The following is a 25,403-nucleotide window of genomic DNA, read 5'->3' as shown; positions in this document are numbered from 1 at the left end:
ATAGACATGACCGTCCATGCTTAAATATATCTGCTAAAGGATAGATGAAGACATGAGCTCCAAACTTAACCTCAAAACAATCAAAGACCTGTGCGGACGCATCTCCTATGAGGGCGGCAACGCCTATTTCCGTGCGGGTAAAGTATCCTTTACGCAGTTTGACGTAGAGGCTGCTGCCTACACGGCTACTGTACGAGGGAACATCAGCTATCAAGTATTTATTCAAATGCATGCTACCGAGCCTATGACAGCGGAATGCACCTGTCCTTCCCTGTCCTCTTATAATAAATATTGCTCCCATATCGCCGCCGTACTGCTTCATATTCAGGACGCGCAGCAGAAGAAGCCAGCTTCAGCAAAGCTTATAGAGCGGTCCCAGCCTACGGAACAAACAGCAGAATTGAAGCTCTCTTCACCTAGAAACGATGCCGCTACGATGCTCGGATTATTTGAACGGAAGCCACAACGTCCTAGTGCTGCCCGTCATTTATTCGATCAGCGGCTGCCTCTCACGGTAGAGTTCACCTGCGCAGCCTTTTCTTATGGCAATCGTAAGCATATGCTCGGACTAGAGCTGATGATCGGGCTTAAGAAGCTCTATGTTGTACCCAAGCTTTGCGAGCTGCTTGCTCACATTGATCAAAGAAAACCTTACGCGGTTTCCCGCTATTTTACTTATGAGCCTGAGCTGCACCGTTTTCATCCTAAGGATGACGAGATTATCCAGAAGCTCCTTCATATTCAACAGCATGAACAAATGTATCGGGAGACGACCAGCCTTTATTCTGCCCACGCTAATAGCTTAAGCGGAAATCGCATGCTGTTGATTCCGCCACTGCTATGGGATACCCTGCATCCATTGCTCATCCATGCTCCCTTAATCAGGCTGGAGCATCATAATCAAATGTATGACGGGGTTGCTTATTCCGAAGCAAGACTACCCTTGCAATTTCTGTTCGAGCCATCGGCTAATACGAATTATCGCATGGTCGTTGAGGGTCTAGATAAGCTTACCCTTCTGGAGCCTTACGGGCTTGCCTTATCTGAAGGCCGGCTGCTGAAGCTCGGAGAAGAGCAATGCGCCCGACTGGCGGATATGAAGCTTATGCTTGATTCGACGAGAGATTCTTCCACGGAGATCAGCATCTCGAATGATCAAATGGAGCCTTTCATGGAGAAGGTTATTCCTGGTCTCATGAAGCTGGGCAGCGTCCATATCGCTGAGGCTGTCTCTGAGCGTATTGTACAGACCCCACTGAAGGCGAAGCTTTATTTGGACCGAGTCAAGGATCGTCTTCTTGCCAGCCTTGATTTTCAATATGGCGATATTGTTATCAATCCACTAGAAGGAAGCAGCAGCAAACGCGATTCCTTACTCATTCTTATGCGTGATGGTGCTCAAGAGCGACTCATTATGGACCTGATGGAGGAGGGCTCCTTCAGCCGTACGGAGGAAGGCTTTTTTCTCGATGAGGAAGAAGCGGAGTATCATTTTCTTGTCCATATCGTACCTCAGCTGGAGAAGCTGGTTACAATCTACGCCACTTCAGCGGTCAAGCTCAGAATTTTTACTGGACATGCTCCTCCGAAAATATCAATCAATGTGCTGGAAAGAACCAATTGGTTGGATTACAAATTCGAACTGCAAGGTATACCAGAAGCGGAAATTCGTAAGCTGCTTGTCTCGCTAAAGGAAAAACGCCGCTATTATCGCCTCCCTACAGGAGCACTTATGCCTTTGGAAAGTGCAGAGTTTCTCGAAATTATTCAGTTTATGAATGAGATGGGTCTTCATAATGTGGATTGGCAGGATTCTTCCGTGAAGCTTCCTCTATATCAAGGGCTCCATTTGATGGATTCGCCTCTGCAGGGCAAAGCTGTAAAGCTAGGCAAAGCCTTCAGACAGCTGCTGGACAATATGCGCAATCCCGACAATTTGGAATTCCCGCTTCCCGATTCACTCGAGCCTGTTCTTCGCGATTATCAGAAGTATGGCTTCCAATGGATGAAGACGCTAGCCAATTATGGCTTTGGCGGGATTCTAGCAGACGATATGGGACTCGGCAAGACGATTCAGAGCATTGCGTTCATCGCTTCTGCATTGCCGGAGATCAGGAGCGAATCTCGGCCTGCTATAATCATCTGTCCCGCATCTCTCGTCTATAACTGGCGAAATGAGCTATTAAAATTCACTCCAGAGATGAAGGTAATCATCGTTGCCGGCACTAAGGAAGAACGCCAATCTGCTCTTAATCGCCTGCAACAGGCCGATATTGTCATTACTTCCTATCCTCTCCTTCGGAGGGATATTGCATTATACAGCAAGCACACCTTCCACACTCTCGTGCTTGATGAAGCGCAGGCATTTAAAAATAATACGACACAGACTGCCCAAGCGGTCAAAGAAATTCAAGCGATGAATCGCTTTGCCCTTACTGGAACGCCTATTGAGAATTCCATGGAGGAGCTATGGTCGCTTTTCAGCGTCGTCTTCCCTGCCCTCTTCCCAAGCCGGCAAGCCTTCAACGAGCTATCGCGAGAAACGGTTGCGAGACGAATTCGACCTTTTCTACTCCGTCGATTAAAAAGCGATGTACTCACAGAATTGCCTGAGAAGATCGAGATGCTGCAAGCTTCTGAGCTTCTGCCCGAGCAGAAGAAGCTCTATACCGCTTATCTAGCACAGCTAAGGGAAGAGAATCTGAAGCATCTTAGAGATAAGAATAATCCCAACCACCGCATCAGGCTGCTCGCTGGAATAACAAGGTTGAGACAGCTATGCTGCCATCCTGCACTGTTCGTCGAGGGCTATAGCGGAAGCTCTGCGAAATTCGAACAGCTTCTGGAGGTAATAGAGGAATGCCAGAATGCAGGTAAGCGTGTGCTCATATTCTCTCAATTTACCGAAATGCTTGGCCTGATCAGCAGAGCTATAGGGGAGCAAGGCATTCCTTTTTTCTATTTGGACGGCTCGACCCCATCTTCTGAGCGTGTAGAATTATGCCAGCGGTATAATGATGGCGAGAAGGATATTTTCTTAATTTCATTGAAGGCTGGCGGAACTGGACTCAACCTGACCGGAGCGGATACCGTTATTTTGTATGATATGTGGTGGAACCCGGCTGTGGAGACTCAAGCGGCGGACCGTGCCCATCGCATTGGACAAAAGAAGATCGTACATGTCATTCGTCTCGTTGCCCAAGGCACAGTAGAGGATAAAATGTATGAGCTGCAGCAAAGGAAAAAAAATCTGATTGACGAAGTGATTCAGCCCGGGCAAGAGACTAAGCTTACTGCACTATCCGAGGAAGAACTGCGGGAAATTCTGATGATTGAATAGTTGGCTCTGACAAAAAAAAGCTCCGGTGCGCAAATCTAGCATCGGAGCTTCCTTATTTATTATTGTCCGTAGACGACTTCACCGTTCCATTCAAGCATTCCACCGCTCATATTGGTAACTTTGTATCCCTGCTCCTGCAAATACTCACAGGCTTTACCGCTGCGTTTGCCGCTGCGGCATAGCAAGATCAGAGCCTCACTTTTATTCAGCTCATCAGCACGCTGCTGCAACTCGGATAATGGAAGGCTGCGAGCCTCTTTTATATGCCCGGACTCCCATTCATCTGCCTCGCGCACATCCACCAAATTTAGCTTCTCACCTTGCTGCAAACGTGCTTCTATCTCATCAGGTGTGATTTCTGGGTACATGATTATCGGCTCCTTCATTTTGTTTTTATATTTATTGAGTCGTATGCATTCTTCTGAATTGTAGCGCTCAGCCAAGCCGATGTCCAGCAGCATATTTTCTAGCTATCAGACTTCGTGCTGCTTCAAGTGAGGCCTCAAATAAGTCTCGCTTTGCCATCTTGTATCCAGTGCCAGCGTCATCGAAATCAGCTAAAAAACAGACCTCCAACAAGGGAGGTCTACTGAAGCAGACATAGATTATAATCGAACAGCAGTGCCGCTTACTGCGACCATCAGCATACCTTCCCGAACAACCTCATAATCAATGTCGATCGCCACGATCGCATTAGCTCCCAGACGACTTGCCTGAAGCTTCATTTCTTCGAATGCGACATCGCGAGCTTCCTTCAGCTTACTTTCGTAGGCGCCTGAGCGACCACCCACAATGTCTGTAATAGAAGCGAAAAAGTCTCTTACCACATTGGCCCCCATAATGGCTTCACCTGTCACGATTCCAACATATTCTTGAATAGGCCTTCCCTCAATTGTAGGGGTTGTTGATATCAACATCACATCAGCTCCTTTATTCTATATTACTACATCTAATCGAATTAAACAGACTTAATGTTTCCAGTATTCTCCTGAATATGTATTCGAATGATAGTTCCTAGCCACTTAATTGAACAGAAAAAACCTCCGAAACCACTCACTGCGAGAGTGGAGACGAAGGTTCTTCCTTCCCCTCTTATTAAGAATAAAGCAGAGGCTTAAAACTCAATCGCTTTGTATTCAATACTCTATTCTGTAATGCGAGGCTTCTTATTGCGATTCAGGAATTCATACACAACCGGAACGATAATCAGCGTTAACAGCGTCGAGCTTATAAGTCCGCCAATAACCGTGATCGCCATCCCTTTGGAGATCAATCCGCCAGACTCTAAGCCAAATGCTAGTGGAAGCAATGCGCCTACAGTTGCAATTGCTGTCATCAGAATCGGACGAAGACGGGTACCAGCAGCTTCAAGCAATGCTTCGCGTACCGGTAATCCTTCTGCTTCTTTGTGAATGACTCGGTCGATGAGTACGATCGCATTCGTTACAACGATACCGATCAGCATGAGTGCTCCAATCATTGCCGTTACACTCAACGTCTCGCCTGCAAGCCACAACCCGACTAATGCACCGATAACGGTGAACGGAAGCGAGAATAGAATGGCGAATGGTGTCAACCCGCCGCCGAATGTGATAACAAGGACAAGATAGACGACTGCGATTGCCGCCAGCATCGCGAGACCAAGCTGCGTGAAGGATTCATTCATTTGCTCTGTCACGCCTCCCATCTCAATAGCAATGCCAGATGGTAGCTTCATATCGTCAATCATCGTTTGCAGCTTAGTAGATACAGCCCCAACATTAGCAGCTGTTACATCTGCAGAGACGTCCGCATAGATACGATCATTTTTCCGTGTAATCGTATTTGGCGATTCATCCTCTTCAATAGTAACGACATCCTTAAGTGCCACCTCCATACCCAGTGGAGAGAGCAGCTTCACATTTTCCAAATCGGATTTATCTTTATACGTTTTTTGTTCCACTTTTACAAATACGTTAATCTCTTCGCCGTCCTTCTCAATCTTAGTCAGGACCGGATTGTCCCGAACTGGACTAAGCGCCATTGCGATCTGGCCAGCCGCCAAGCCATACTGGCTCAGCTTCTCTTGATTAGCAACGACACGATACTGTTCATAAGTCGCCGAGAGGCTAGAATCGATATTCGTCAAATCTTTATTTTCTTTCAGCTTCGTCTGCAATTCCTCAACAATTGGCTCCAATGCCTTCATGTCAGGACCATACACGAGCATGGAGATTGATGAGCCTCCCATTGCACCGCCGCTGAAGTCAAGCTGCTTCCATTCTCCCTTGCCGCCTAGCTTCTGGAGATTGGCAACAACTTCTTCTTTCTCTTCTACAAAGCCTTCAAATTTATCATCATAAACCAAGTTGAACAAAGCTTGCTTGGATGCGCCGGGGCTGAACGGGTTTGAACCGCCAACTGCATATTGCACCACTTCAACGCCGTCGCGCTCCAGTATATTTTTCTCCGCTTCAAGCGCCATAGCTTCCACTTGCTCCCGTGTCTCGCCAGGTGCAGGGTTATAAGAGACCATCATCATTTTCTCTTCATCAGCTGGCATGAAGCTGAAGCCGATAACCGGCAAGAGGAACAGGCTTCCTACTAGAAGCACTACAGCAGTACCTAGTGCAACCCATTTCCGATCGAGCGACCAGCGCAGAACAGATTTGTACCATTCTGCCAGCTTGCTTGGTTTTTCCTCATGTGCCTTTCCTGACTTGATACCGTTGCGGAACATCATATGAGCCAGCATCGGTACAACTGTAATTGCGACCAGCAAGGAAGCTAGCAGCGCGAATACAACGGTCAGAGCAAACGGCAGGAATATTTCGCCAATCATCCCGGACACAAGTCCTAGCGGCAAGAATACCGCGATGGTAACGATCGTCGATGCCAAGATCGGCAGGAACATCTCACGCGTTGCATCGAGCATCAGCTCTTTGCCCTTCATCTTCTCTCCGGTAAGTGCCATCCGCCTATAGATGTTCTCTATGACGACAATCGAATCATCAATAACCCGACCGATCGCAACCGTCATAGCACCGAGCGTCATAATATTGAGTGTCACATCCAGTTGTTTCAATACAAGGAGCGCCATCAAGATTGACAGTGGAATTGATACGACCGCAATGATCGTAGAACGAATGTTGCGCAAGAAAATAAGAATAATAAATACGGCAAATATAGCGCCAATAACCGCTTTGCTTAGCATCGTCTCAACTGATTTTTCAATTGGCTCGCCTTGGTCCAGCGTCGTTACAATTGCAAGGCCGTCATAATCCGCTTCCCATTTTTTAATTTCGGTTTTTACAGCGTTGACAACATCAACTGTATTAGCACCAGCTGCTTTTACAATAGATACGCCAATCGCATCTTTGCCATTCGTACGGGATACCGATTCTGCTTTTCCAATTACTTTGAGATCCGCAATTTCGCTTAGCTTCACAGTCGGAAGCTTAATATCCATCCCAGCTCCTGCGCCAGGCTGTGCAGCTTGGCCCGCTTGCATCTGCGGCAGCTCGGCACCTGCACCAGCACCTGCACCAGCACCAGCACCAGCACCAGCACCAGCACCAGCCGTAGGATTATACGGAATTCGAACATTGTTCAAATCCTCTTCGGTTACGATGTTACCATCAATGACAAGAGTTTTTTCCGAATTGCCGAATTCAAATACACCCAGCGGAACACTTAGTGCGGAGCCCTGAATAATACCTTTAACCGTCTCTTCGGTTAAGCCGTATTTGGCTAGTTGCTCGGGCTTAAATGTAAGCTCGGCTTCCTTCACGTTTTGACCAGAAATCTGAATGCTGGCAACACCCTCAACAGATTCAAGAGAAGGCATAATATCCGCCTCGACTAATTTCGTCAGTTCCTCCAGATTTAATTTATCATTGGAGAGACTAAGCGACATTACCGGGAAAGCATTCAAGCTTATGCGCGATACCGATGGCTTCTGAACACCTTCCGGGAAGGTTACTGCGGACAAAATGTCCTTGACCTCAGAAGTCGCCGTGTCCATATCAATGCCATAGTTATACTCAATAACAACAGAAGAGGCATTCTCATAGGAAGTCGATGTGACGACCTTTACCCCATCCAAATTTCGAGTACGCTGCTCGATTGGCTTCGTAATTTTCTCCATGATTTCTTCTGGAGCTGCACCAGGATATACAGTCGTTACACTTACAATCGGAACTGTGATGTCAGGGAGTGTTTCCATCTTCATGGTCAAACCGGAATATAATCCAGCGAACAGCACCAAAAACGTAAGAATCCATAGCGCAAACTTATTATTCAGGGAAAAACGGATAATGCTTTTCAAAATTATTCCACTCCTTCTCTTTTCTCTATATTTTGAAGCGGTATCCAACTCCCCATACAGTTTCGATATATTGGGGATTAGAAGGATCATGTTCAATCTTCTCACGCAGCCTGCGAATGTGTACGGTTACCGTAGCGATATCGCCTACGGAATCCAGTCCCCAGACGCGTTGGAACAGTTCTTCTTTCTCGAAGACGCGGTTAGGATGTGTAGCGAGCAGCAAGAGCAGATCATATTCCTTGGCTGTCAGAACAGCCTCTTGCTCATGAATCGCCACACGCCGTGAAGGCTTGTCAATGAGCAAGCCACGAATATGCACCTGTTCTCCACGATGCCCTGCATCTCCGGTCAAACCAGTCAATCTCTCATAACGGGACAAATGGGCCTTGACCCTGGCTACCAATTCGCTTGGACTAAATGGTTTGGTCATATAATCATCCGCACCTAACCCAAGTCCCCTGATTTTGTCGATATCTTCTTTTTTGGCTGTCACCATAAGTACCGGAATATCTTTAGCCTGCCTAATTTGCCTGCATATTTCGAAACCATCCATCTTAGGCAGCATGAGGTCTAAAATAATAAGGTCATATTGTCCTTCCAGCGCCTTCTGGAGCCCAATGTCTCCCCTCCCTTCAATAACAGCTCTAAAGCCGTGGCTTTCCAAATAATCGCGCTCCAGTTCTGCAATTGCTCGTTCATCCTCAATAATCAATATATTTTTCATACTCGCCACCTAATTTGGCAGTGCTGCTGCTAGAGGTAATGCCAGGCAGAATCGCGATCCTCCGCCAGCTGCATTCTCCGCCCAGACCCGGCCGCCATGCCCTTCTATGATTTGTTTTACGATGGCAAGACCCAGACCGCTCCCTCCGGTTTCGGAATTTCGCGATTGCTCTGCACGATAGAATCCATCAAATATATGGGGCAGATCCTCTTCCTCAATTCCCGGTCCGGTATCCTCAATAACGATTATCGCCTCGTGTTCATGCGCCTCGATTGTTGCTCGTATAATTTGAGGGGCATTATTAGACTGTTGACCCATATATTTCACACTGTTGTTCAAAATATTCGTCAATACCCTGCTTAATTTCTCAGGATCAGCAGCAACTATAATCGGAGTATCATCTTGTCTCACCGGAACTAAAGTAATATTTGCTTTATCCATGTCAAACTGCTGCTCCTCCAGAAAATGAAGCAAGTATTTACGTAAATCCATCATGGTGAAATCAAAGGCTACCTTCTGCATATCTAGTTTCGAGAATAAAAACAGCTCGTCAATTAGCTGATCCATGTCGGTTGCTTTGCGATAGATCGTCTGCATATAGCGATCCCGCTTTTCATCCGTATTGGCTATCCCATCCATTATGCCCTCCACGTAGCCTTTTATCGCTGAGATAGGTGTCTTCAGATCATGAGAGATATGGGACAACAGCATTTTTCGATTCTCTTCATATTGCAGACTTTGATCGACAGATTGCTTAAGCCGAATTCTCATTTCTTCAAAGACGGTCGTTAACTCGCCTATCTCCCCTTTAGTATAGGCCTGCACCTGCTTGGACAAATCGCCGTCCTTCATGTATAACGCCGCTCTTTTGAGCGATTGGATCGGACGAATAATACTTCGGGATACTAAGAAGGATAACAATCCTGTCGTGATTCCAATAATAATTAGTACGGACAAGCCGAAGATTGGATGCCAATACATCGGAACAGCATCATATCGAAGCAGAAGCAGCAATTGCCCGCTCGATCCGTCTGCATAATTAAACGTTATGGTATGCGTATTGAAGCGGTACTGATTATACGTCACTTTTTTAGGTGAAATGTCAATCAGGCGACTCCAATCCTCATCATGTGACACCTCGTTTACATAGGAGGATACTTTATCCTCATTTCCATCTCGGAATAAGACGAACCCAGCCTTCAAAGCACCGAGCTTTTCATCCATAATTTCTAAATACTCTGTATTCTCAATCTTCTTAGGATCAGTACGAAGTACATAATCCAATTCTCCTGCAACGAATGATTGATAATAGCCAATATTGCCCTCTTCCTTAAAAAAAGCTCTGACATCCTCCATACCGCTCGAATAATAAACAATGAGCATGAGTGCTATCATTGCAATGAAGGGAACGACAACCAACGTTACATAAGATAAATAAAGCTTTCTGCGTATCGACAATCAGAATCACGCCCAACCTCTAATTTCATTGTCTCTATCGTTTATCATAAAGGGTAAATATAAACGGAACTGAAACCATTTCTTACAAATTTATTACACATCCTTATCAGCGAGATTAAATTGTATAGCCCTGTTCACGATCTTCCCTTATAAGAAGTTGAATAAGGCACCCTTTGAAAGTGACTCGTCCATTATAACAATGTTTATACACATTAAAAATAACGCCAAAAGGACGCTTGCTCGCGATCCCTTGGCGTTACTTAGAATGGTTGCTTATCCGACTACCGAACAGACTATTGCTATTGTACCGTGCCTGCTTTAGAAAGAGGCCAAATTCGGAAAACAATCTTCCCCTCGATACTCGTGAAGGCAATAGGGCCAATGCTTCGGCTGTCCTGGCTATGCTCACGATTGTCCCCCATCACGAACAGTTGCCCCGCTCCTATTTTATAAGGAAGGCTGACTCCTAAAGCAAAGGTATGACCCGTGGCATATGGTTCCTCCAGCTGCTCTCCATTCAAGTATACGTTGCCTTCCTTTATGTCCAGTAGATCACCAGGCAATCCAATAACCCGTTTGACTAGTCTAGCTGAGCTCTCAGGCCCGTTAATAATAACAATGTCTCCATGCTGCGGTTGCTTGAAGCGATAAGACCATTTGTCTTCAATAAGTCGCTGCCCATCTGCAAGTGTAGACTGCATAGAAATATTTTGTACCTCTGACTGTGCATAGACGTAATTCTGGAATAGCAGAGCGAAAAGCGCTGCTACCAGAAGTGAAATGATCACTTCACGAATCTCCTGCTTCCAATGAATGCGTCCAGTAACAGGCTGGTACAACCGCAGCACCCCTATTGAGGAATTAGAAAACCTTTACATAATATTCGCATATACATTACTACACTCCTGCAAGTTTCAGAAAATAACTACCATAGCCTGACCATATACAATATGATGGCTGCAGCTGCAATTATGCTAATCAAAACCAAATCCTGCTTCCTGAAGCGAAGGGCATAGCCTCTCGTTGGCTGTACATTCGAGAGCCCGATTCCTCTTGCTTCAAGCGCATCCGCCATTTGTTCTGCCATCCGCAGCATAGATCGAACATAGGGGATAACGACCGACAAAATCATAGAGAATGGAAGTGAGCCGGATAAAGACACCGTTTTTCCTCTGGCATGCGCGATTTTGGCGAAACGCTCCCATTCTCCAGCCAGCAACGGAATAAAACGAAAAATGAGGGTAACCGTCAGGGCAAAAGAAGACACGGGCACCTTAAATGGCTTCATCCATCCGAACGTTTGCTCCAGCCCCCGTTGCACACGCAGCGGCGTAACCAGCCCAAGCAAAGGCATGCCAAGCAGCATGACTAGCAGCAGCTTGCTTAGCCGAAGTGTTGCTTGGAGTCCCTCATTCCAATGAAATGCGAGAGGCTGAAGCTGCAGCCCTGCTATAAAAGTAATAATTATAATCATGAAGAGATAGAGCTGTATTCCTTTCCTCCAACGTGCAATATGAACTCTGACAGGAATCAGTAAGACGGCTAGTAGAATAGAAGCAATACCGACGCCTAACCAACTATTCTGCATAATGATAACAGAAGCAAGCAGCAGATAAGACGCAATAAGGGCACGTGGATCAAAGCGGGAAGCAGCTTGTTGAGCTGCTATTGAAGCTCTGGCTTGTTGTTCAGCCTGCAGCATGGATGGCAACGGTGAGCATTTAGTCGCCGCTTGCTCGCTATTATACTCCTTCTGCTCTATGACAGACGGAGAAGCAATTGCAGGGATTGATTCTGCGCCGCCGAGGTGCGCGGAATGCTGTCTCCTGGCTATCGCGGCAGCAAGCTCCTGCGGCGATAGCCATACGGTATCTCCGCTGCCTGCCTGCGGCAGCGGACAGCCCGCTCCACGCAGCGCAGCTATCGCGCGCTGTGCCTGCGGCGCAGCATCCTCATGGGCATGTGCAAGCGCCCATGAGGATGCTGCTGCCGCTTCGCGGATAGAGCCGTCGGCCAGCACGACGACCTCGTCCGCGAGCGGCAGCAGTGCGTCGAGGTCGTGCGTTGCAACGACCGCTCCGCGCCCCGCTGCCCTATGCGCTGCAAGCAGCGCGCATAAGCGGCGGGTACCGTCGGCGTCAAGCCCCGCCGTCGGCTCATCCAGCAGCAGCCATTGCGGCTCGCAAGCCAGCAAGCAGGCTAGCGATAGCCGCCGCTGCTGCCCTCCGCTCAATGTCCATGGATCATGATCAAGTAGCTCTAATGCCAAGCCTACCGACGTCATGGCTTGCTCGATTCCAAAGTCCCGCTCCGGATTCACCACCTTATATGGTTTAAGGGAATAATAAAATTCTTGGCGCACCGTATTTGCGAACCATTGGGATTCCGACTGCTGCAGCGCAATCCCAACATCCATAAGCACACTTTTATTCACTCTTTTTCTTCTTCCATTGCTCTGCCACAATGGCCGATCGCCTAATTGAAGCTCACCTGCAGATAGTGATCGCAGACCAGCCATCGTCTCTAGCAGCGTTGACTTTCCTGCGCCATTGCTGCCGATCAAAAGCGTTATTTTTTCTGAAGAAAAGGTTATATCAACATTATCTAGCAATAGCTTAGTCAGGTCGTTCGGCGCTTGAACGAATACACTTCTCAGCTTCCAACTATCGTTCATGCTTCCTGCACCGCCTCTGCAAGTCTCTCAGGTGTTAGAGGCAGCTGATCAAACTTCCATCCTAGACGCTCAAGCTCCCAAGCAGTTTGGACGACATAGGGAGCCTCGAAAAACAATTGCTCGCATACACTTGATCCCGTTTTACCTGATGTGCTGCGAGTGTAGAACAACTCTGCTCCTCCATCAAATACGATAGCACCGTTCTCCAAAGCAACCACACGATCATTTGCCCTAAGCTCCTCTAGCTTCTGTGTAATCCAAATGACAGTAATGCCTTCACGATGAAGCTCCCTTACCAATGCTTCTATACGAGAAGAAGCTTCAGGGTCAAGCATAGCAGTAGGCTCATCCAGCAGCAGCAGCCTGCTTTTTACAGCCAGGCATCCTGCAATAGCCGTAAGCTGTTTCTGGCCTCCTGACAAATGAATGACCTGCTGATGAGCTCTTTCCAGCATACCTGTCTTCTCCAATGCCTTCTCAGCTAAAGAAGGAATCAAGCTGCCCTCCGTCCCATGCTGCTCTAGCATAAGGATGATATCCTCCCACGCTGATGATCCCACCATGGAAGCCTCAGGCTGCTGCAGCACCACCGGTATTTCATGGCTTGCTTCTGTTACACCTGTTTTTCTATGTATGATTCCTGTTATTACACCAACTTTATATCCTGCGAGCAGCTTAGCTAATGTACTCTTGCCGCTGCCATTGCGCCCTATCAATGTAATCCATTCACCTTCACTAATCCGAAGATCAATTTCTCTCAGCAATTCAACTTGCTTCGCGCTATCCTCGTAAGTTTGTGATTTCACAGATACTTGCTGTAAGTCGAAAAAAATATTTCCCAAAAAAATTCACCTGACCTCTTCCCCTGAGCTTCATCCTGTGCTAAAATCCAAACTGTTAACTCAATAACAAATATATATGGTTAACAATCAAAATACAATATCCAAACCAAAAGTAACTGAAGGAGACGAGTTCTTAATGCAAAGCAGCAACAATGTTCGCAGTATTGTATTCATCGCTTTATTCGCCGCTTTATTCATTGTCATGAGTGCTATTCAACTAAAAATTGGGCTGCCTGTGCCGATTACATTACAGACGTTAGCGGTCGCACTCTCTGGCATCTTCTTAGGCCCGCGAAATGGCTTTCTATCTATTGCAGTAGTCATCGTATTAGCTGCAACCGGATTACCGCTTTATGGCGGGCAGGGCGGATTTGCCGTATTAACAGGCCCTACGGCCGGTTTCATATTCGTTTTCCCTTTTTGTGCGATGCTGATCGGCTTTGCAACTAGAGCTATTCTCTCTAACGAGTTGCTGAAGCGCAATCGGATTGCAACCTTTGTTGCCTTATTTATCGCCTTTGAGTTATTCGGCTCATTATTGGCTTATGTAGCAGGCGTGCCTTGGTTAGGCCATGTGTACAACCTAAGCTTGCCAAAAGCCTTAGCAGCCGGCTGTTATCCATTCTTAATTGGCGATGTGATTAAATCCCTTATTGCCGTTATCATTACGCTCTCTCTCAAACCTTACATCCTGCGCATCCAATCGTCAATCTCCCCTAGAGTAAGCAAGTCGGATATAAAGGCTACTCTTTAAAATCAAAAAACAGCAAGCCTGAGCAGCTCAGGCTTGCTGTTTTTTTGATTTGCTAGCCACGTTCAAACTAAGGGAATAAGGGATAAAGGAAACGTGTTCCGCTATATCTGCCTCTACTCTGCATCCTGAGAAAATACCGGAACCACGTTCCTCTATCCACCAGTATCCTAGCAAGCTTCTCACTAGATCTTCAAACACATGCGTTTTATAGCGACAGCTGATAAATGATAAGCACATCTTCCTTCGTAAGCTTACGGAAGTGACCTCTCGTTCCTTCGCCAGTTACCTTCTCTGCCATCTCTTCCAGCCTGCTGTCATCAATGCCGTAGTCCGCCAATCGCGCAGGTGCACCTAGCGAGTTCCAGAATGCACGCAGCTTAGCGATGCCTTCATGAGCAATTTCGATATCACTGCGACCGTCCTCCGCCACATCAAATACGCGAACAGCAAATTGACGGAACCGCGCCACGTTATCTTCCAGCACATAGTTCATCCAAGTCGGGAATAGAATCGCCAGTCCCCCGCCATGCGGAATATCATAGACCGCTGATACAGCATGCTCCATGTCATGATTAGCCCAGTCGCCTCTCACACCCATTGATAAGGTTCCATTGAGCGCCATCGTTCCGCAATACAATATCGTTGCCCTATGCTCTAAACTGGTCAGATCTTCCAGAAGCAGAGGAGCTGTCTGAATAATGGTACGCATAATCGTTTCACTGAACCCATCTTGAACAGGCGTCGCCGCATCATGATGAAAATATTGCTCGAATACATGCGCCATCATATCCACTATGCCATATACGGTATGATCCTTCGGAGCACTGACCGTGAAGGCAGGATCCAGAATAGAGAAAGCCGGAAAAGCATGCACGCTGCCCCAGCCATGCTTCTCCAACGTATTCTCATTGGTAATGACTGAGCCTGAGTTCATTTCTGAACCTGTTGCTGCCAGCGTTAATACGGTCCCGAGCGGCAATGCCCCGCTTGGTACTGCCTTACGGCTTACGATATCCCAGAAATCGCCATCGTACTGAGCTGCAATAACAATCGCCTTACTGCAATCAATCGTACTGCCGCCGCCCACTGCAAGCACCCAATCAATAGACTCACTTCGGCATAGAGCAGCACCACGGTGAACAGTCGACAACCTTGGATTAGGCTCTACCCCGCTAAGCTCCGTAACGACACAATCTGCCTCTTCCAGTTTGGCAAGAACCTGCTCATACAGGCCATTTCTCTTAATGCTTCCACCCCCATAGACAAGCAGTACACGCTTGCCATACTTCTTGGCTTCCGCTGGAAGCTGCTTTAATTGGCCTTCACCGAAATACAGACGTGTTGGATTATAATACGCGAATGGAATCATTAGATGGTAATCCCCTTTCTCTTCCTTATAATAAGCAAAGGCGCTCGTCATCATTTATGACAGGCGCCTCATGCTGTGAAAAACTATTAATCACATTCTTCAGGTGCTTCTACCGAAGCGGCTTCAACATTAATCTTCTCCGATACCGAATCGCGAATAACGGAGATAACCAATTGGAGCAAGTAATTGATATCGGTCTGGCTTTGTTGGAATTCCGTAACAATCGGGATGCCGTCCAGCTCATCCTGCAAGACTTCCATTTCACCTTCGATTTTTTTAACCATTTGCTCGTTCTTGAACGTAGTCTCGAATGCGACAAGCTCTTTTTGTTTTTTCTTAATTTGTGCAATCAGCCCTTGGATACGGGTATTGCCATTGATTTGCTGTTCAGCCCGGCGATAGTGCTGCACTTCCTCGGACGTAAAAATCAGACCAGCAAGCTCCTGAGCCTTATTCATAATGTCTTCTCTTACGAGCAAGTCTCGGGTATTGAATTTCGGAACGCTGCAACCACCTTCATGATTATGGTCATGATCATGGCATCCTTCTTGATTTACTGCAGTCTGGTGTTCTGACATCTATCATCTCTCCCATTATTAGCTTTAGGATACGGCTTCTTGGCTGGTATTAGGCACCAGTGCCTCTGCTTTAATATACCATGTTTTGGCTTCCGTTACACGACCTTCTATGAATTGTCCGATCCATTCTTTGGGACCCTCGATATGGACCAGCTTATTCGTACGTGTGCGTCCTGCCAATACGTCCGGATTGTTCTTGCTTTCACCCTCGATAAGCACTTCAATTACAGTGCCCTTCATCCGCTCATGGCTCTCACGGCTCATCTCCGCCATTAGGCTGTTAAGCCTTTGAAGACGTTCTTTCTTCACTTCAAGAGGCACGTTATCTTCCATAACCGCTGCAGGCGTGCCTTCACGAGGCGAATAGAGGAACGTATAAGCTGAATCAAAGCCAACTTCACGCACAAGGGACATCGTATCCTCGAACTGCTCATCGGTCTCTCCCGGGAACCCAACAATGATATCCGATGTCAGCATAGCATTGGGAATAGCTGCTTTTATTTTACGTACAAGCTCTAAATACATCTCTCTTGAATACTTGCGGCTCATGCGCTTCAAGATCTCGGTACTGCCGGACTGAACCGGCAAATGAATATGCTCGACCAAATTGCCGCCTTGAGCGATCACCTCAATCAAATGATCATCAAAATCACGAGGGTGGCTTGTCGTAAAGCGAACCCGAGGAATATCGATCTTCGACATATCCTGCATCAAATCACCAAATCGATATTGTATATCCTCGAAATCTTTACCGTAAGCGTTCACGTTCTGACCAAGCAGCGTGATCTCCTTGAAGCCTTGACGCGCCAGCTCGCGAACCTCGTTAATAACATCCTCTGGTCTGCGGCTGCGCTCCTTGCCTCTCGTATAAGGTACGATGCAGTACGTACAGAACTTGTCGCATCCATACATAATGTTCACCCAAGCGCGCATGCCTTCCCGCTTCTTCGGCATATTCTCGATGATATCGCCCTCTTTGGACCATACCTCTACAACCATTTCCTTGCTGAAATAAGCGTCTTGGAGCAGATGCGGAAGTCTATGTATATTATGTGTACCGAAAATGACATCAACGAAAGCATGCTTCTGCAATATACGGCCAACAACGGATTCCTCTTGTGACATACATCCGCAGACACCAAGGATCAGGTCCGGCTTTTGCTGCTTCAATACTTTCAGATGCCCCAGCTCTCCGAACACTTTATCCTCTGCATTCTCTCGAATTGCACAAGTGTTAAGCAAAACAACATCCGCTTGCTTCCTGTCCTCCGTTGCTGTATAGCCCATTTGCTCGAACATGCCCTTCATCACTTCTGTATCATGTTCATTCATCTGGCAGCCGTAGGTTTGTATCAGATAAAACTTCCCTTTTCCGAGCAGTTGGAACTCCTCTGGAATGGAAAAATCGTAATGCACTTCGATATCTTCCTTGCCGCGCTGCTTCTCATTCTTATGATTAGGAGCGGCATTGATTTGAATATTGCGTCCTTTAATGCGATAAGTGGTTTTGCCATCCTCTTCACTTACTAGTTTGGCATCGGAAAAATCAAAGTATTTCGAATAGTCCTTATCCGTCTTGATAGGATTAGAATCCGTTGTCATACGGTTCTCTTTCGTCATGCTTGCTTCACATCCTCATATCCATATGCCCGCAAACCCTCTTGCAGTTTTATTGAACATCAATTATGAAATTATAGCATAAGAACAACCTTGAATCTATATAGGCGCTCCTGTCTCATCCTGCATCAAATAAGCCGCCCAGTTCAGACTGGGCGGCTTGCTAATGAGAATAGGCGATCTAGCCATTCGCTATTTCCCTATAAAAGCAGCTATTCGATAATCTCCGCTTGATCGCCATTTCTAATTCCAGCCGCATTTGCTTCATCCGTATCAATATGCATATCCAGAGCAAATTCTGGCGATACGCGTGCAATGACTTGCTCAAATACAACGCCCCGGTCCCCTCTAAAGCGAACCTTCAGCAATTGCTTGTCAGCAATTCCCCAACGCTCTGCATCGCTTGTATGGAAATGGATATGGCGCGCAGCTATGATCAAGCCTTCATCAATCGTTACTTCTCCTGCTGGCCCTCTCAATGTGACCCCAGCGGAACCAGCAATATTACCGGATTCCCGTACTGGAGCTGTCACGCCGATTGCGAAAGAATCGGTACGCGATACTTCGATCTGGGTCTGCTTCCTAACGGGACCTAATATTCTAACTTTAGAAAAAGAACCCTTCGGTCCAATGACCTCAACGGTTTCATTAGCCGCATATTGGTCTGGCTGTGATAACGGCTTAAGCTCCGTTAGTTCGTATCCTTCTCCGAATAAGATGGCAACATGCTCGGCTGATAAATGAATATGTCTGGCCGAGACGCCTACCGGCACTACTTTTTGCATCATTGCACAACTTCCTCTCCGTATGGGATTGTTCATTTGGCATTCTAATATAAAAAAGAGCATACAGCACCTAGACTGTATGCTCATCATACCATTTACTTGAATTCCGCTACAAGCTTATCGAAATCTTCTGTAGACAGGGTCAAATCTTGCTTCGCCAATGCTTCCGAGCCAAAGCCAGTAACGAGATCTTCATAGGATTTACGTTCTTTATTCTGATAGATTAGTCCAGTTACCATACCATTGGTTTCCATTATCTTATTCATCGCTAAGACGCGGTTCGAAGGATCATAATCAGGGAATTGCTCCAGGTTAACGATATTCTCTTTGAACCAATCATACGTATTAATTTTATTGAAGGTTACACAAGGACTGAATACGTTAATCAAGGAGAAGCCCTCATGCTTGATGCCCGCTTCGATCAAGCTGGTCAGCTGCTTCAAATCGCTGGAGAACGATTGCGCTACGAATGTTGCACCAGCAGACAAAGCAATCTCCAGCGGCGAAAGCGTTGATTCAATCGAGCCTTCCGGCGTTGATTTGGTCTTGAAGCCTTCCGCGCTTCGCGGAGATGTCTGGCCCTTCGTCAAACCATAAATTTGATTATCCATAACGATATACGTAATGTTCAAGTTACGGCGAATCGCATGAACAGTATGTCCCATGCCTATAGCGAAGCCATCGCCGTCCCCACCAGAAGCGATAACCGTCAGCTCACGGTTAGCAAGCTTTACCCCTTGTGCAATTGGCAGAGCGCGACCATGAATGCCATGAAGACCATATGCATTAATATAACCGGAGATCCGGCCTGAACAGCCAATCCCCGAAATGACAGCTAGTTCTTCTGGCTCCAAACCAACATTTGCTGAAGCGCGTTGAATGGCCGCTTGAATGGAGAAGTCTCCACAGCCCGGGCACCAGTTCGGTTTTACATTATTGCGAAATTCTTTGAATGTTGCCATCTTAGCTCAACTCCTTTGCGCCAGCGAATTCCGGCTTCTTAAGCTCTGCTTTGCAAGCTTCATACACTTCAGAAGGCAAGAATGGATTTCCATCATATTTCAATAGGTTACGGATTTTGTCCGCAAAGCCTACGTTCATTTTAATTTGACCCGCAAGCTGTCCAGTAGCGTTATTCTCCAGAACGACAATTGTTTTGGCCGCTTCCAAATAAGGGCGAAGCTGCTCGGATGGGAATGGATGAATTTGGCGAATCGTAATATGATTCGTCTTGAAGCCATCCTTATCCAGCCATTGTCTAGCCTGATCAATTGTACCTCCAGTAGAACCCATGCCAATAACGAGCAGATCCGGAGCTGTATGTGGAGCATCCACCCGCAATCCGTCCCGCACTTGCAAATTATTCAGCTTGTTAAGGCGCTTGTTCATCATGTTCTCACGATTGACTGCATTCTCGGAAGGACGTCCTCCCTCGTCATGCTCAACGCCGGTTACATGATGGATACCATTCTTAGAACCAGGCAAGATGCGTGGTGATATGCCATCCTCCGTCAGCTCATAGCGCTTGAACAATTGATGCTGTTCAAGCTCAGGTCCCTCATTCACAAGCTTTCCGCGATTAATCGTAATTTTGCTATAATCGAATGGCTCACAGGATTGTTTACCAAGCGACAGCTGCAAGTCTGTCATAACGATAACAGGCACTTGATACTGCTCGGCCAAGTTGAACGCTTCGATCATGTCGTAGAAGCAATCTTCAATTGATGCCGGTGCGATAACAATCTTGGGAATTTCACCATGCGTGCCGTATACCATCGCGTTCAAGTCAGACTGTTCTTGCTTCGTCGGCAATCCTGTTGATGGCCCCCCGCGCTGTGTATTTACGATAACGAGCGGTGTTTCGGTCATGCCTGCCAGACCAATTGCTTCCATCATCAGGGCAAGACCAGGACCTGCGGATGCAGTCATCGTACGTACCCCTGCGTAGTTGGCTCCAATAGCCATCGTTACAGCTGCGATCTCATCCTCGGTCTGCACAACTGTACCGCCGAATTTCGGGAGCTTCTTAATCAGATACTCCATAATCTCAGATGCCGGGGTAATCGGATAAGCAGACATTAATCGGCAGCCTGCCGCAACGCAGCCAAGGCCAATTGCTTCATTGCCGATCATGAACAGCTTTTGCTCGCCATCTGCTGCATCCAGCTTAAAGTCATCAAGCGGTCCACCCGCTTGTGCCAGTACGAAATCAGCGCCGCGTTTAACTGCTTCGATATTTTTCTCAACGATAGCAGCACCTTTGCGGCCAAATTCTTCTTCTACTGCTTTATTGAACACTTCCAGCGGCAAGCCGAGCAAGGCCCATGATGCACCTGATGCCACCATGTTCTTCATCAAAGAAGTTCCAAGCTCTTCCGCCATAGCTGTAATAGGCACTGCGAATAGTCTTGCATCTATTCCATCTGGGATGGTCGGATTAAACTTCGCATCAGCAACGATTACGCCTGCTGGACGCAGCTCATGTGCATTCAAATCTATGCTCTCCTGATCAAAGGCAACCAGGATGTCCAAATCATCAGAAATCGCGCGGATCGGCTGTGTGCTGATCCTAATTTTATTATTCGTATGTCCACCCTTAATACGGGATGAGAAATGACGATACCCATATAAATAATATCCTAATCGGTTGAGCGCAGTGGAAAAAATCCGGTCCGTACTTTCAACGCCCTCCCCTTGTTGTCCCCCAATCTTCCAAGACAATTGACTAATCAAAAGGCCCATCTCCTCTTTTTGATGGCTTAAGCTGTATAAAAATGTTTATGATACGCTAAGCTCAATATCCAAACCTCTATTTTATAATATTAGTAATAATCAAACCAAGTGTAAAGCCGCATTAGCTAAATTGCAAGATGTAAACGCTTATATAAAGCATAAAAGATCGAGCCTTATTCATCTGGCAAATGCTTCGCTAGAAAAGCGAGCGCATTGCCAGTAAGAAATCGTTCAGTGTGCTCCGCAGAATAACGCTTCAGAAGCGACTCTTGCAGCAAATGCAACTCTCCGGGATGCGACAAATTTTGTACATATTGATCAATGCCGTCAAAGTCGGAGCCGAACATAATATGCTCTTGGCCTCCCAGCTCGCAAATATGCTCTACATGCCGCAATACGTCATCAATCGTTACTCGCTCCCCGCCCGCTACGAACCACGGTACGAAAGTGATCCCGATCAGCCCTTGCAGAGCAATAATCGCTTTTATTTGCTCATCCGTTAAATTACGGGGATGATTCATAATCGCCTTAGCATTAGAATGAGAAGCTATGATCGTTTTGGCAGCTAAATCCGCTGTATCCCAGAATGCTTGCTCTGACAAATGAGATACGTCTACTATAATACCCAAGCGATCGCATTCCCGTACCAAATCTCTTCCTTTAGCCGTGAGACCGCCTCCACGAAGCTCCATAGCGCCGTCTGCGGCCCAGTTCGCATTATTCCATGTTGGGCCTACAGCACGAAGACCAAGCCGATACAGGACGCGTAGAAGCGACAGATTGCCTTGCAATCCATCTACCCCTTCAAGCGATAGCATAGCTCCGATCTTCCCATGAGCCAAGCTTGTGGACAAATCCTTCTTCGTCTGAATGAACCTCATATCAGGACAGGCAAGCACATGCTGGTGGAACCGATCTATACTTTCCAGAATAGGTTCTATTCTGCCGCTTAATGTCTCTGGTATATAAATTGCAAAAACCTGCAGTTGAGTACCCGCTTGCTTCAAGCGCTCGTAGCTTACATCAAGCCCTTCTACCTCGCTGCCAGTGAATGACCACTTTGGATTCATGAGCAATTTGCATAAGGCATCACAATGAAAATCAGTTAACTGTTGTCTCACCTGAATCGTCACCTCACTATGTACATAACCCCTCAACAAAGCAAAAAACCTGTCTACTTTGTAAACAGGCTCGAGCGAACCAGTTTAACCCTGAGCTCCTGTAGAGGGAGGGCTATCTTGGCTCAACAATCAATTTTATGGCTGTACGGTCTTCTCCGTCAATAACGATATCGGTAAATGCCGGCACACAGATCAAATCCACCCCGCTTGGAGCAACGAACCCTCGAGCAATCGCTACTGCTTTTATCGCTTGGTTCAGTGCACCTGCCCCGATGGCTTGCAGCTCAGCTGCGCCGCGTTCACGAAGAACGCCAGCCAGTGCACCTGCAACGGAATTTGGGTTAGACTTTGCTGAAACTTTTAATACATCCATAAAAAAGTACCTCCCTCGGGAATGATGGATTCCACTATTAAATAGTATTCGAGAGAGGCCAAATAATTCCTGCTTTTATTGCGTGATTGTTCTGAATTGTCTAAAAGTTTCGGAGATTCAAAGATGAGAAATAGAGCATTCCTATTCTGCCCGCTTATTGCATGAGCAGCCACTCATCTTCTGTCAGCCGGATTTTTTGAATTTTAGTTGCTTCACCTGTCGCATCGTCGATATGTACCGATACCGCATGCAAATGCCAAGCTCCTTCATCGACAACGAATCTTGTTGGCAGCTGCGTAATGAACTTATGCAGTACGGCTTCGCGATCCATACCTAGAACGCCATCCTTCGGACCCGACATGCCTACATCTGTCAAGTAGGCTGTTCCTCCAGGCAGAATCGTATCATCATTCGTCTGAACATGCGTATGCGTGCCCACTACGATAGAGGCTCTTCCTGCAAGATGCCAGCCCATAGCGATTTTTTCTGATGTAGCCTCGGCATGAAAATCAACCAAAATATGATTTGTCTGCTGGCTTGCCTGCTCAATCAGTTCATCAGCCTTGCGGAATGGGCAATCAATCGGAGGCAAGAAGGTTCTGCCCTGTAGATTAATAATTGCCAGCTGCTTCCCGTTTGCTTTGATTATCGCCATGCCTTGACCTGGGGTGCCTTCAACATAATTGGCAGGCCTAACGATTCTCGGTTCCTCATCTATCCATTCAAATATATCCTTATTGTCCCAAGTATGATTGCCCATTGTAATCCCATGAATGCCCCATTCGAAAAATTCCTTCGCAATGGTTGACGTTATTCCTCGACCTGCCGCAGCATTCTCGCCATTAGCGATAATGATGTGCGGGTTGTATTTGCTTTTTAATGCAGGCAGTACACGTTTTACCGCATTGCGTCCTACGCTTCCTACAATGTCACCGATAAATAGAACGTTCATGTCTTGATTCTCCTCTTCCTTATACCCTTGCAGACGGGAAAAGTGGCTGACGAGCAGCCACTTTTCAACGTTGCCTATTTGATTATCTTTATTACTTCGCGTATTCAACTGCTCTCGTCTCACGAATAACCGTAACTTTAATATGTCCCGGATAATCAAGTTCACTCTCGATCTTCTTCGTAATGTCTCGAGCAAGTCTGAACGCTTCCGTATCATCGATTTTCTCTGGCTGTACCATGACACGAACCTCACGACCCGCTTGTATCGCGTACGATTTCTCAACACCTTCAAACGACTCCGAAATATCTTCCAATTTCTCCAGACGTTTGATATAGGTTTCGAGTGTTTCGCGGCGAGCGCCTGGACGAGCAGCTGATAATGCATCTGCTGCGCCGACAAGCATTGCAATAACGGAAGTCGCTTCTACATCGCCATGATGGGAAGCAATACTATTGATGACAACAGGATGCTCCTTGTACTTTTTAGCCAATTCAACGCCAATCTCGACATGTGAGCCTTCGACTTCGTGGTCAAGTGCTTTACCGATGTCATGCAGCAATCCTGCACGCTTAGCTAGCGTAATATCTTCGCCAAGCTCTGCTGCCATCAAACCGGTCAAGTAAGCAACCTCCATCGAGTGCTTCAGCACGTTCTGACCATAACTTGTCCGGTATTTGAGCCTTCCCAGTATCTTGATCAAGTCCGGATGCAAGCCATGAACGCCAACCTCGAAAGTAGCTTGCTCCCCGTATTCACGGATACGCTCATCGACTTCTTTACGAGATTTCTCAACCATTTCTTCAATACGAGCAGGATGAATCCGACCGTCAGCGACAAGCTTCTCAAGAGATGTACGGGCAATTTCGCGTCTAATCGGGTCAAAGCCGGACAGAATGACCGCTTCCGGTGTATCGTCGATAATGAGATCGATACCGGTCAATGTTTCCAATGCGCGGATATTGCGTCCTTCACGTCCGATAATGCGGCCTTTCATTTCTTCATTAGGCAGCGATACGACCGATACAGTCGTCTCGGCTACATGGTCAGCCGCACAACGCTGGATGGCAAGCGATATAATGTCACGCGCCTTCTTGTCTGCTTCTTCTTTCGCTTGTTGCTCGATTTCCTTGATCATTTGTGCTGTCTCGTGGCGAACTTCCTGTTCCACGTTGGACAAAATAATCGATTTCGCATCTTCCGTTGTCAAGCTGGAAATACGCTCAAGTTCGCTAAGCTGCTGCTTATAAATGGAATCGATCTGCTCTTGTGTATCATCGATCCGTTTCTCTTTGTTGGCCACTACTTCTTCTTTGCGTTCTAGCGCCTCTAACTTTTTATCCAGCGACTCCTCTTTTTGGACCAAACGTCGTTCTTGACGCTGAACCTCATTACGTCGCTCTCGAATTTCTTTTTCAGCTTCCGTACGGAGTTTGTGGACTTCATCTTTTGCCTCAAGCACGGTTTCTTTCTTCTGGGCTTCTGCTTCCTTCTTCGCATTTTCTACGATTTGGATAGCAGCTTGCTCAGCACTAGAAATTTTGGCTTCCGCAATCGACTTTCGTGTAAAATAACCAATCCCAAAGAAAATAACGCCAACAACGAGACAGATCAACACAACCCAAACAATGTTCATCTTGTTCACCTCCTCGTTGCATTCACCAAGGCAAACGCTTGGGATGATATTAGGTTTTTTTTAGCCGGTTTTTAATACCGAATGATCTTCTAACTATTTGACGAAAATAATCGTTTCAAATCAACTTTTGGAAGGAAAATTGAT

At 46.7% G+C, this 25,403-nt stretch carries 20 protein-coding genes; 2 read left to right on the top strand and 18 right to left on the bottom strand.

The window, feature by feature from the left end:
- The first annotated feature begins 52 nt into the window (after positions 1 to 52).
- Positions 53 to 3,340, top strand: coding sequence for a DEAD/DEAH box helicase (locus AC50YO_RS00755; protein WP_494842074.1), 3,288 nt, complete (start codon positions 53 to 55; stop codon positions 3,338 to 3,340).
- A 59-nt stretch (positions 3,341 to 3,399) separates the two neighbouring features.
- On the opposite strand, the gene AC50YO_RS00750 is transcribed toward AC50YO_RS00755, so the two are convergent.
- From AC50YO_RS00750 to AC50YO_RS00715, 8 genes are all read right to left on the bottom strand, one after another.
- The gene (locus tag AC50YO_RS00750) at positions 3,400 to 3,708 is read right to left on the bottom strand and encodes a rhodanese-like domain-containing protein (protein ID WP_494842073.1); all 309 of its coding nucleotides are present in this window, start codon (positions 3,706 to 3,708) and stop codon (positions 3,400 to 3,402) included.
- 237 nt (positions 3,709 to 3,945) lie between these two features.
- Positions 3,946 to 4,257 (bottom strand): YbjQ family protein, encoded by a 312-nt coding sequence (locus AC50YO_RS00745; protein ID WP_494842071.1) that lies wholly within the window; start codon positions 4,255 to 4,257, stop codon positions 3,946 to 3,948.
- 227 nt (positions 4,258 to 4,484) lie between these two features.
- A complete protein-coding gene (locus AC50YO_RS00740) occupies positions 4,485 to 7,646 on the bottom strand; it encodes an efflux RND transporter permease subunit (RefSeq protein WP_494842069.1) in 3,162 nt (1,053 codons plus the stop codon).
- Between the two features lie 25 nt (positions 7,647 to 7,671).
- Positions 7,672 to 8,370, bottom strand: a complete 699-nt coding sequence (locus AC50YO_RS00735; RefSeq protein ID WP_494842067.1) for a response regulator transcription factor — start codon at positions 8,368 to 8,370, stop codon at positions 7,672 to 7,674.
- A 9-nt stretch (positions 8,371 to 8,379) separates the two neighbouring features.
- Positions 8,380 to 9,828 carry a sensor histidine kinase gene (locus AC50YO_RS00730; protein ID WP_494842065.1) on the bottom strand — a complete coding sequence of 483 codons (1,449 nt, stop codon included), beginning with the start codon at positions 9,826 to 9,828 and terminating at the stop codon, positions 8,380 to 8,382.
- Positions 9,829 to 10,127: 299 nt separating this feature from the next.
- Positions 10,128 to 10,667: a signal peptidase I gene (lepB, locus tag AC50YO_RS00725; protein ID WP_494842064.1), complete on the bottom strand. Its 540-nt coding sequence runs from the start codon at positions 10,665 to 10,667 to the stop codon at positions 10,128 to 10,130.
- Positions 10,668 to 10,753: 86 nt separating this feature from the next.
- Entirely contained in the window at positions 10,754 to 12,502 is a 1,749-nt protein-coding gene (locus tag AC50YO_RS00720) for an ATP-binding cassette domain-containing protein (RefSeq protein ID WP_494842062.1), read from the bottom strand.
- A complete protein-coding gene (locus AC50YO_RS00715) occupies positions 12,499 to 13,344 on the bottom strand; it encodes an energy-coupling factor ABC transporter ATP-binding protein (RefSeq protein WP_494842060.1) in 846 nt (281 codons plus the stop codon). Before AC50YO_RS00715 ends, AC50YO_RS00720 begins: the two co-directional genes overlap by 4 nt.
- Positions 13,345 to 13,480: 136 nt before the next feature.
- On the opposite strand from AC50YO_RS00715, the gene AC50YO_RS00710 reads away from it, so the two are divergent.
- The gene (locus AC50YO_RS00710; protein WP_494842058.1) at positions 13,481 to 14,098 is read left to right on the top strand and encodes a biotin transporter BioY; all 618 of its coding nucleotides are present in this window, start codon (positions 13,481 to 13,483) and stop codon (positions 14,096 to 14,098) included.
- A 205-nt stretch (positions 14,099 to 14,303) separates the two neighbouring features.
- Here AC50YO_RS00710 and AC50YO_RS00705 read toward each other — a convergent pair whose 3' ends face one another.
- From AC50YO_RS00705 to rny, 10 genes are all read right to left on the bottom strand, one after another.
- The gene (locus AC50YO_RS00705) at positions 14,304 to 15,467 is read right to left on the bottom strand and encodes an iron-containing alcohol dehydrogenase (RefSeq protein ID WP_494843187.1); all 1,164 of its coding nucleotides are present in this window, start codon (positions 15,465 to 15,467) and stop codon (positions 14,304 to 14,306) included.
- Positions 15,468 to 15,553: 86 nt separating this feature from the next.
- A complete protein-coding gene (locus AC50YO_RS00700; protein WP_494842056.1) occupies positions 15,554 to 16,045 on the bottom strand; it encodes a YlbF/YmcA family competence regulator in 492 nt (163 codons plus the stop codon).
- 24 nt (positions 16,046 to 16,069) lie between these two features.
- Positions 16,070 to 17,665, bottom strand: a complete 1,596-nt coding sequence (gene miaB, locus AC50YO_RS00695; RefSeq protein ID WP_494842054.1) for a tRNA (N6-isopentenyl adenosine(37)-C2)-methylthiotransferase MiaB — start codon at positions 17,663 to 17,665, stop codon at positions 16,070 to 16,072.
- Positions 17,666 to 17,874: 209 nt separating this feature from the next.
- Positions 17,875 to 18,447, bottom strand: coding sequence for a phosphate propanoyltransferase (locus AC50YO_RS00690; RefSeq protein WP_494843185.1), 573 nt, complete (start codon positions 18,445 to 18,447; stop codon positions 17,875 to 17,877).
- Positions 18,448 to 18,542: 95 nt separating this feature from the next.
- The gene (locus AC50YO_RS00685; RefSeq protein ID WP_494842052.1) at positions 18,543 to 19,409 is read right to left on the bottom strand and encodes a 2-oxoacid:ferredoxin oxidoreductase subunit beta; all 867 of its coding nucleotides are present in this window, start codon (positions 19,407 to 19,409) and stop codon (positions 18,543 to 18,545) included.
- Position 19,410: 1 nt separating this feature from the next.
- Positions 19,411 to 21,180: a 2-oxoacid:acceptor oxidoreductase subunit alpha gene (locus AC50YO_RS00680; protein WP_494842050.1), complete on the bottom strand. Its 1,770-nt coding sequence runs from the start codon at positions 21,178 to 21,180 to the stop codon at positions 19,411 to 19,413.
- Positions 21,181 to 21,353: 173 nt separating this feature from the next.
- Entirely contained in the window at positions 21,354 to 22,301 is a 948-nt protein-coding gene (locus tag AC50YO_RS00675; protein ID WP_494842048.1) for a dipeptidase, read from the bottom strand.
- A 112-nt stretch (positions 22,302 to 22,413) separates the two neighbouring features.
- Entirely contained in the window at positions 22,414 to 22,674 is a 261-nt protein-coding gene (locus AC50YO_RS00670) for a stage V sporulation protein S (protein ID WP_028558349.1), read from the bottom strand.
- A 154-nt stretch (positions 22,675 to 22,828) separates the two neighbouring features.
- Positions 22,829 to 23,626: a TIGR00282 family metallophosphoesterase gene (locus AC50YO_RS00665; protein WP_494843183.1), complete on the bottom strand. Its 798-nt coding sequence runs from the start codon at positions 23,624 to 23,626 to the stop codon at positions 22,829 to 22,831.
- A 91-nt stretch (positions 23,627 to 23,717) separates the two neighbouring features.
- Positions 23,718 to 25,259: a ribonuclease Y gene (gene rny, locus AC50YO_RS00660; RefSeq protein WP_494842045.1), complete on the bottom strand. Its 1,542-nt coding sequence runs from the start codon at positions 25,257 to 25,259 to the stop codon at positions 23,718 to 23,720.
- Positions 25,260 to 25,403 lie beyond the last annotated feature (144 nt).

The sequence above is a fragment of the Paenibacillus sp. J22P59 genome (assembly GCF_059383895.1).
This window is presented reverse-complemented; position numbering and strand designations above follow the sequence as displayed.

Excerpts from the sequence above, each read along its gene's own strand:
- AC50YO_RS00755 (WP_494842074.1), top strand. The coding sequence starts at position 53 with ATGAGCTCCAAACTTAACCTCAAAACAATCAAAGACCTGTGCGGACGC.
- AC50YO_RS00735 (WP_494842067.1), bottom strand. The coding sequence starts at position 8,370 with ATGAAAAATATATTGATTATTGAGGATGAACGAGCAATTGCAGAACTG.
- rny (WP_494842045.1), bottom strand. The coding sequence starts at position 25,259 with ATGAACATTGTTTGGGTTGTGTTGATCTGTCTCGTTGTTGGCGTTATT.
- AC50YO_RS00685 (WP_494842052.1), bottom strand. The coding sequence starts at position 19,409 with ATGGCAACATTCAAAGAATTTCGCAATAATGTAAAACCGAACTGGTGC.
- AC50YO_RS00700 (WP_494842056.1), bottom strand. The coding sequence starts at position 16,045 with ATGTCAGAACACCAGACTGCAGTAAATCAAGAAGGATGCCATGATCAT.
- AC50YO_RS00720 (WP_494842062.1), bottom strand. The coding sequence starts at position 12,502 with ATGAACGATAGTTGGAAGCTGAGAAGTGTATTCGTTCAAGCGCCGAAC.
- AC50YO_RS00745 (WP_494842071.1), bottom strand. The coding sequence starts at position 4,257 with ATGTTGATATCAACAACCCCTACAATTGAGGGAAGGCCTATTCAAGAA.
- AC50YO_RS00705 (WP_494843187.1), bottom strand. The coding sequence starts at position 15,467 with ATGATTCCATTCGCGTATTATAATCCAACACGTCTGTATTTCGGTGAA.
- AC50YO_RS00750 (WP_494842073.1), bottom strand. The coding sequence starts at position 3,708 with ATGTACCCAGAAATCACACCTGATGAGATAGAAGCACGTTTGCAGCAA.
- AC50YO_RS00670 (WP_028558349.1), bottom strand. The coding sequence starts at position 22,674 with ATGGATGTATTAAAAGTTTCAGCAAAGTCTAACCCAAATTCCGTTGCA.
- miaB (WP_494842054.1), bottom strand. The coding sequence starts at position 17,665 with ATGACGAAAGAGAACCGTATGACAACGGATTCTAATCCTATCAAGACG.
- AC50YO_RS00710 (WP_494842058.1), top strand. The coding sequence starts at position 13,481 with ATGCAAAGCAGCAACAATGTTCGCAGTATTGTATTCATCGCTTTATTC.
- AC50YO_RS00690 (WP_494843185.1), bottom strand. The coding sequence starts at position 18,447 with ATGCAAAAAGTAGTGCCGGTAGGCGTCTCGGCCAGACATATTCATTTA.
- AC50YO_RS00665 (WP_494843183.1), bottom strand. The coding sequence starts at position 23,626 with ATGAACGTTCTATTTATCGGTGACATTGTAGGAAGCGTAGGACGCAAT.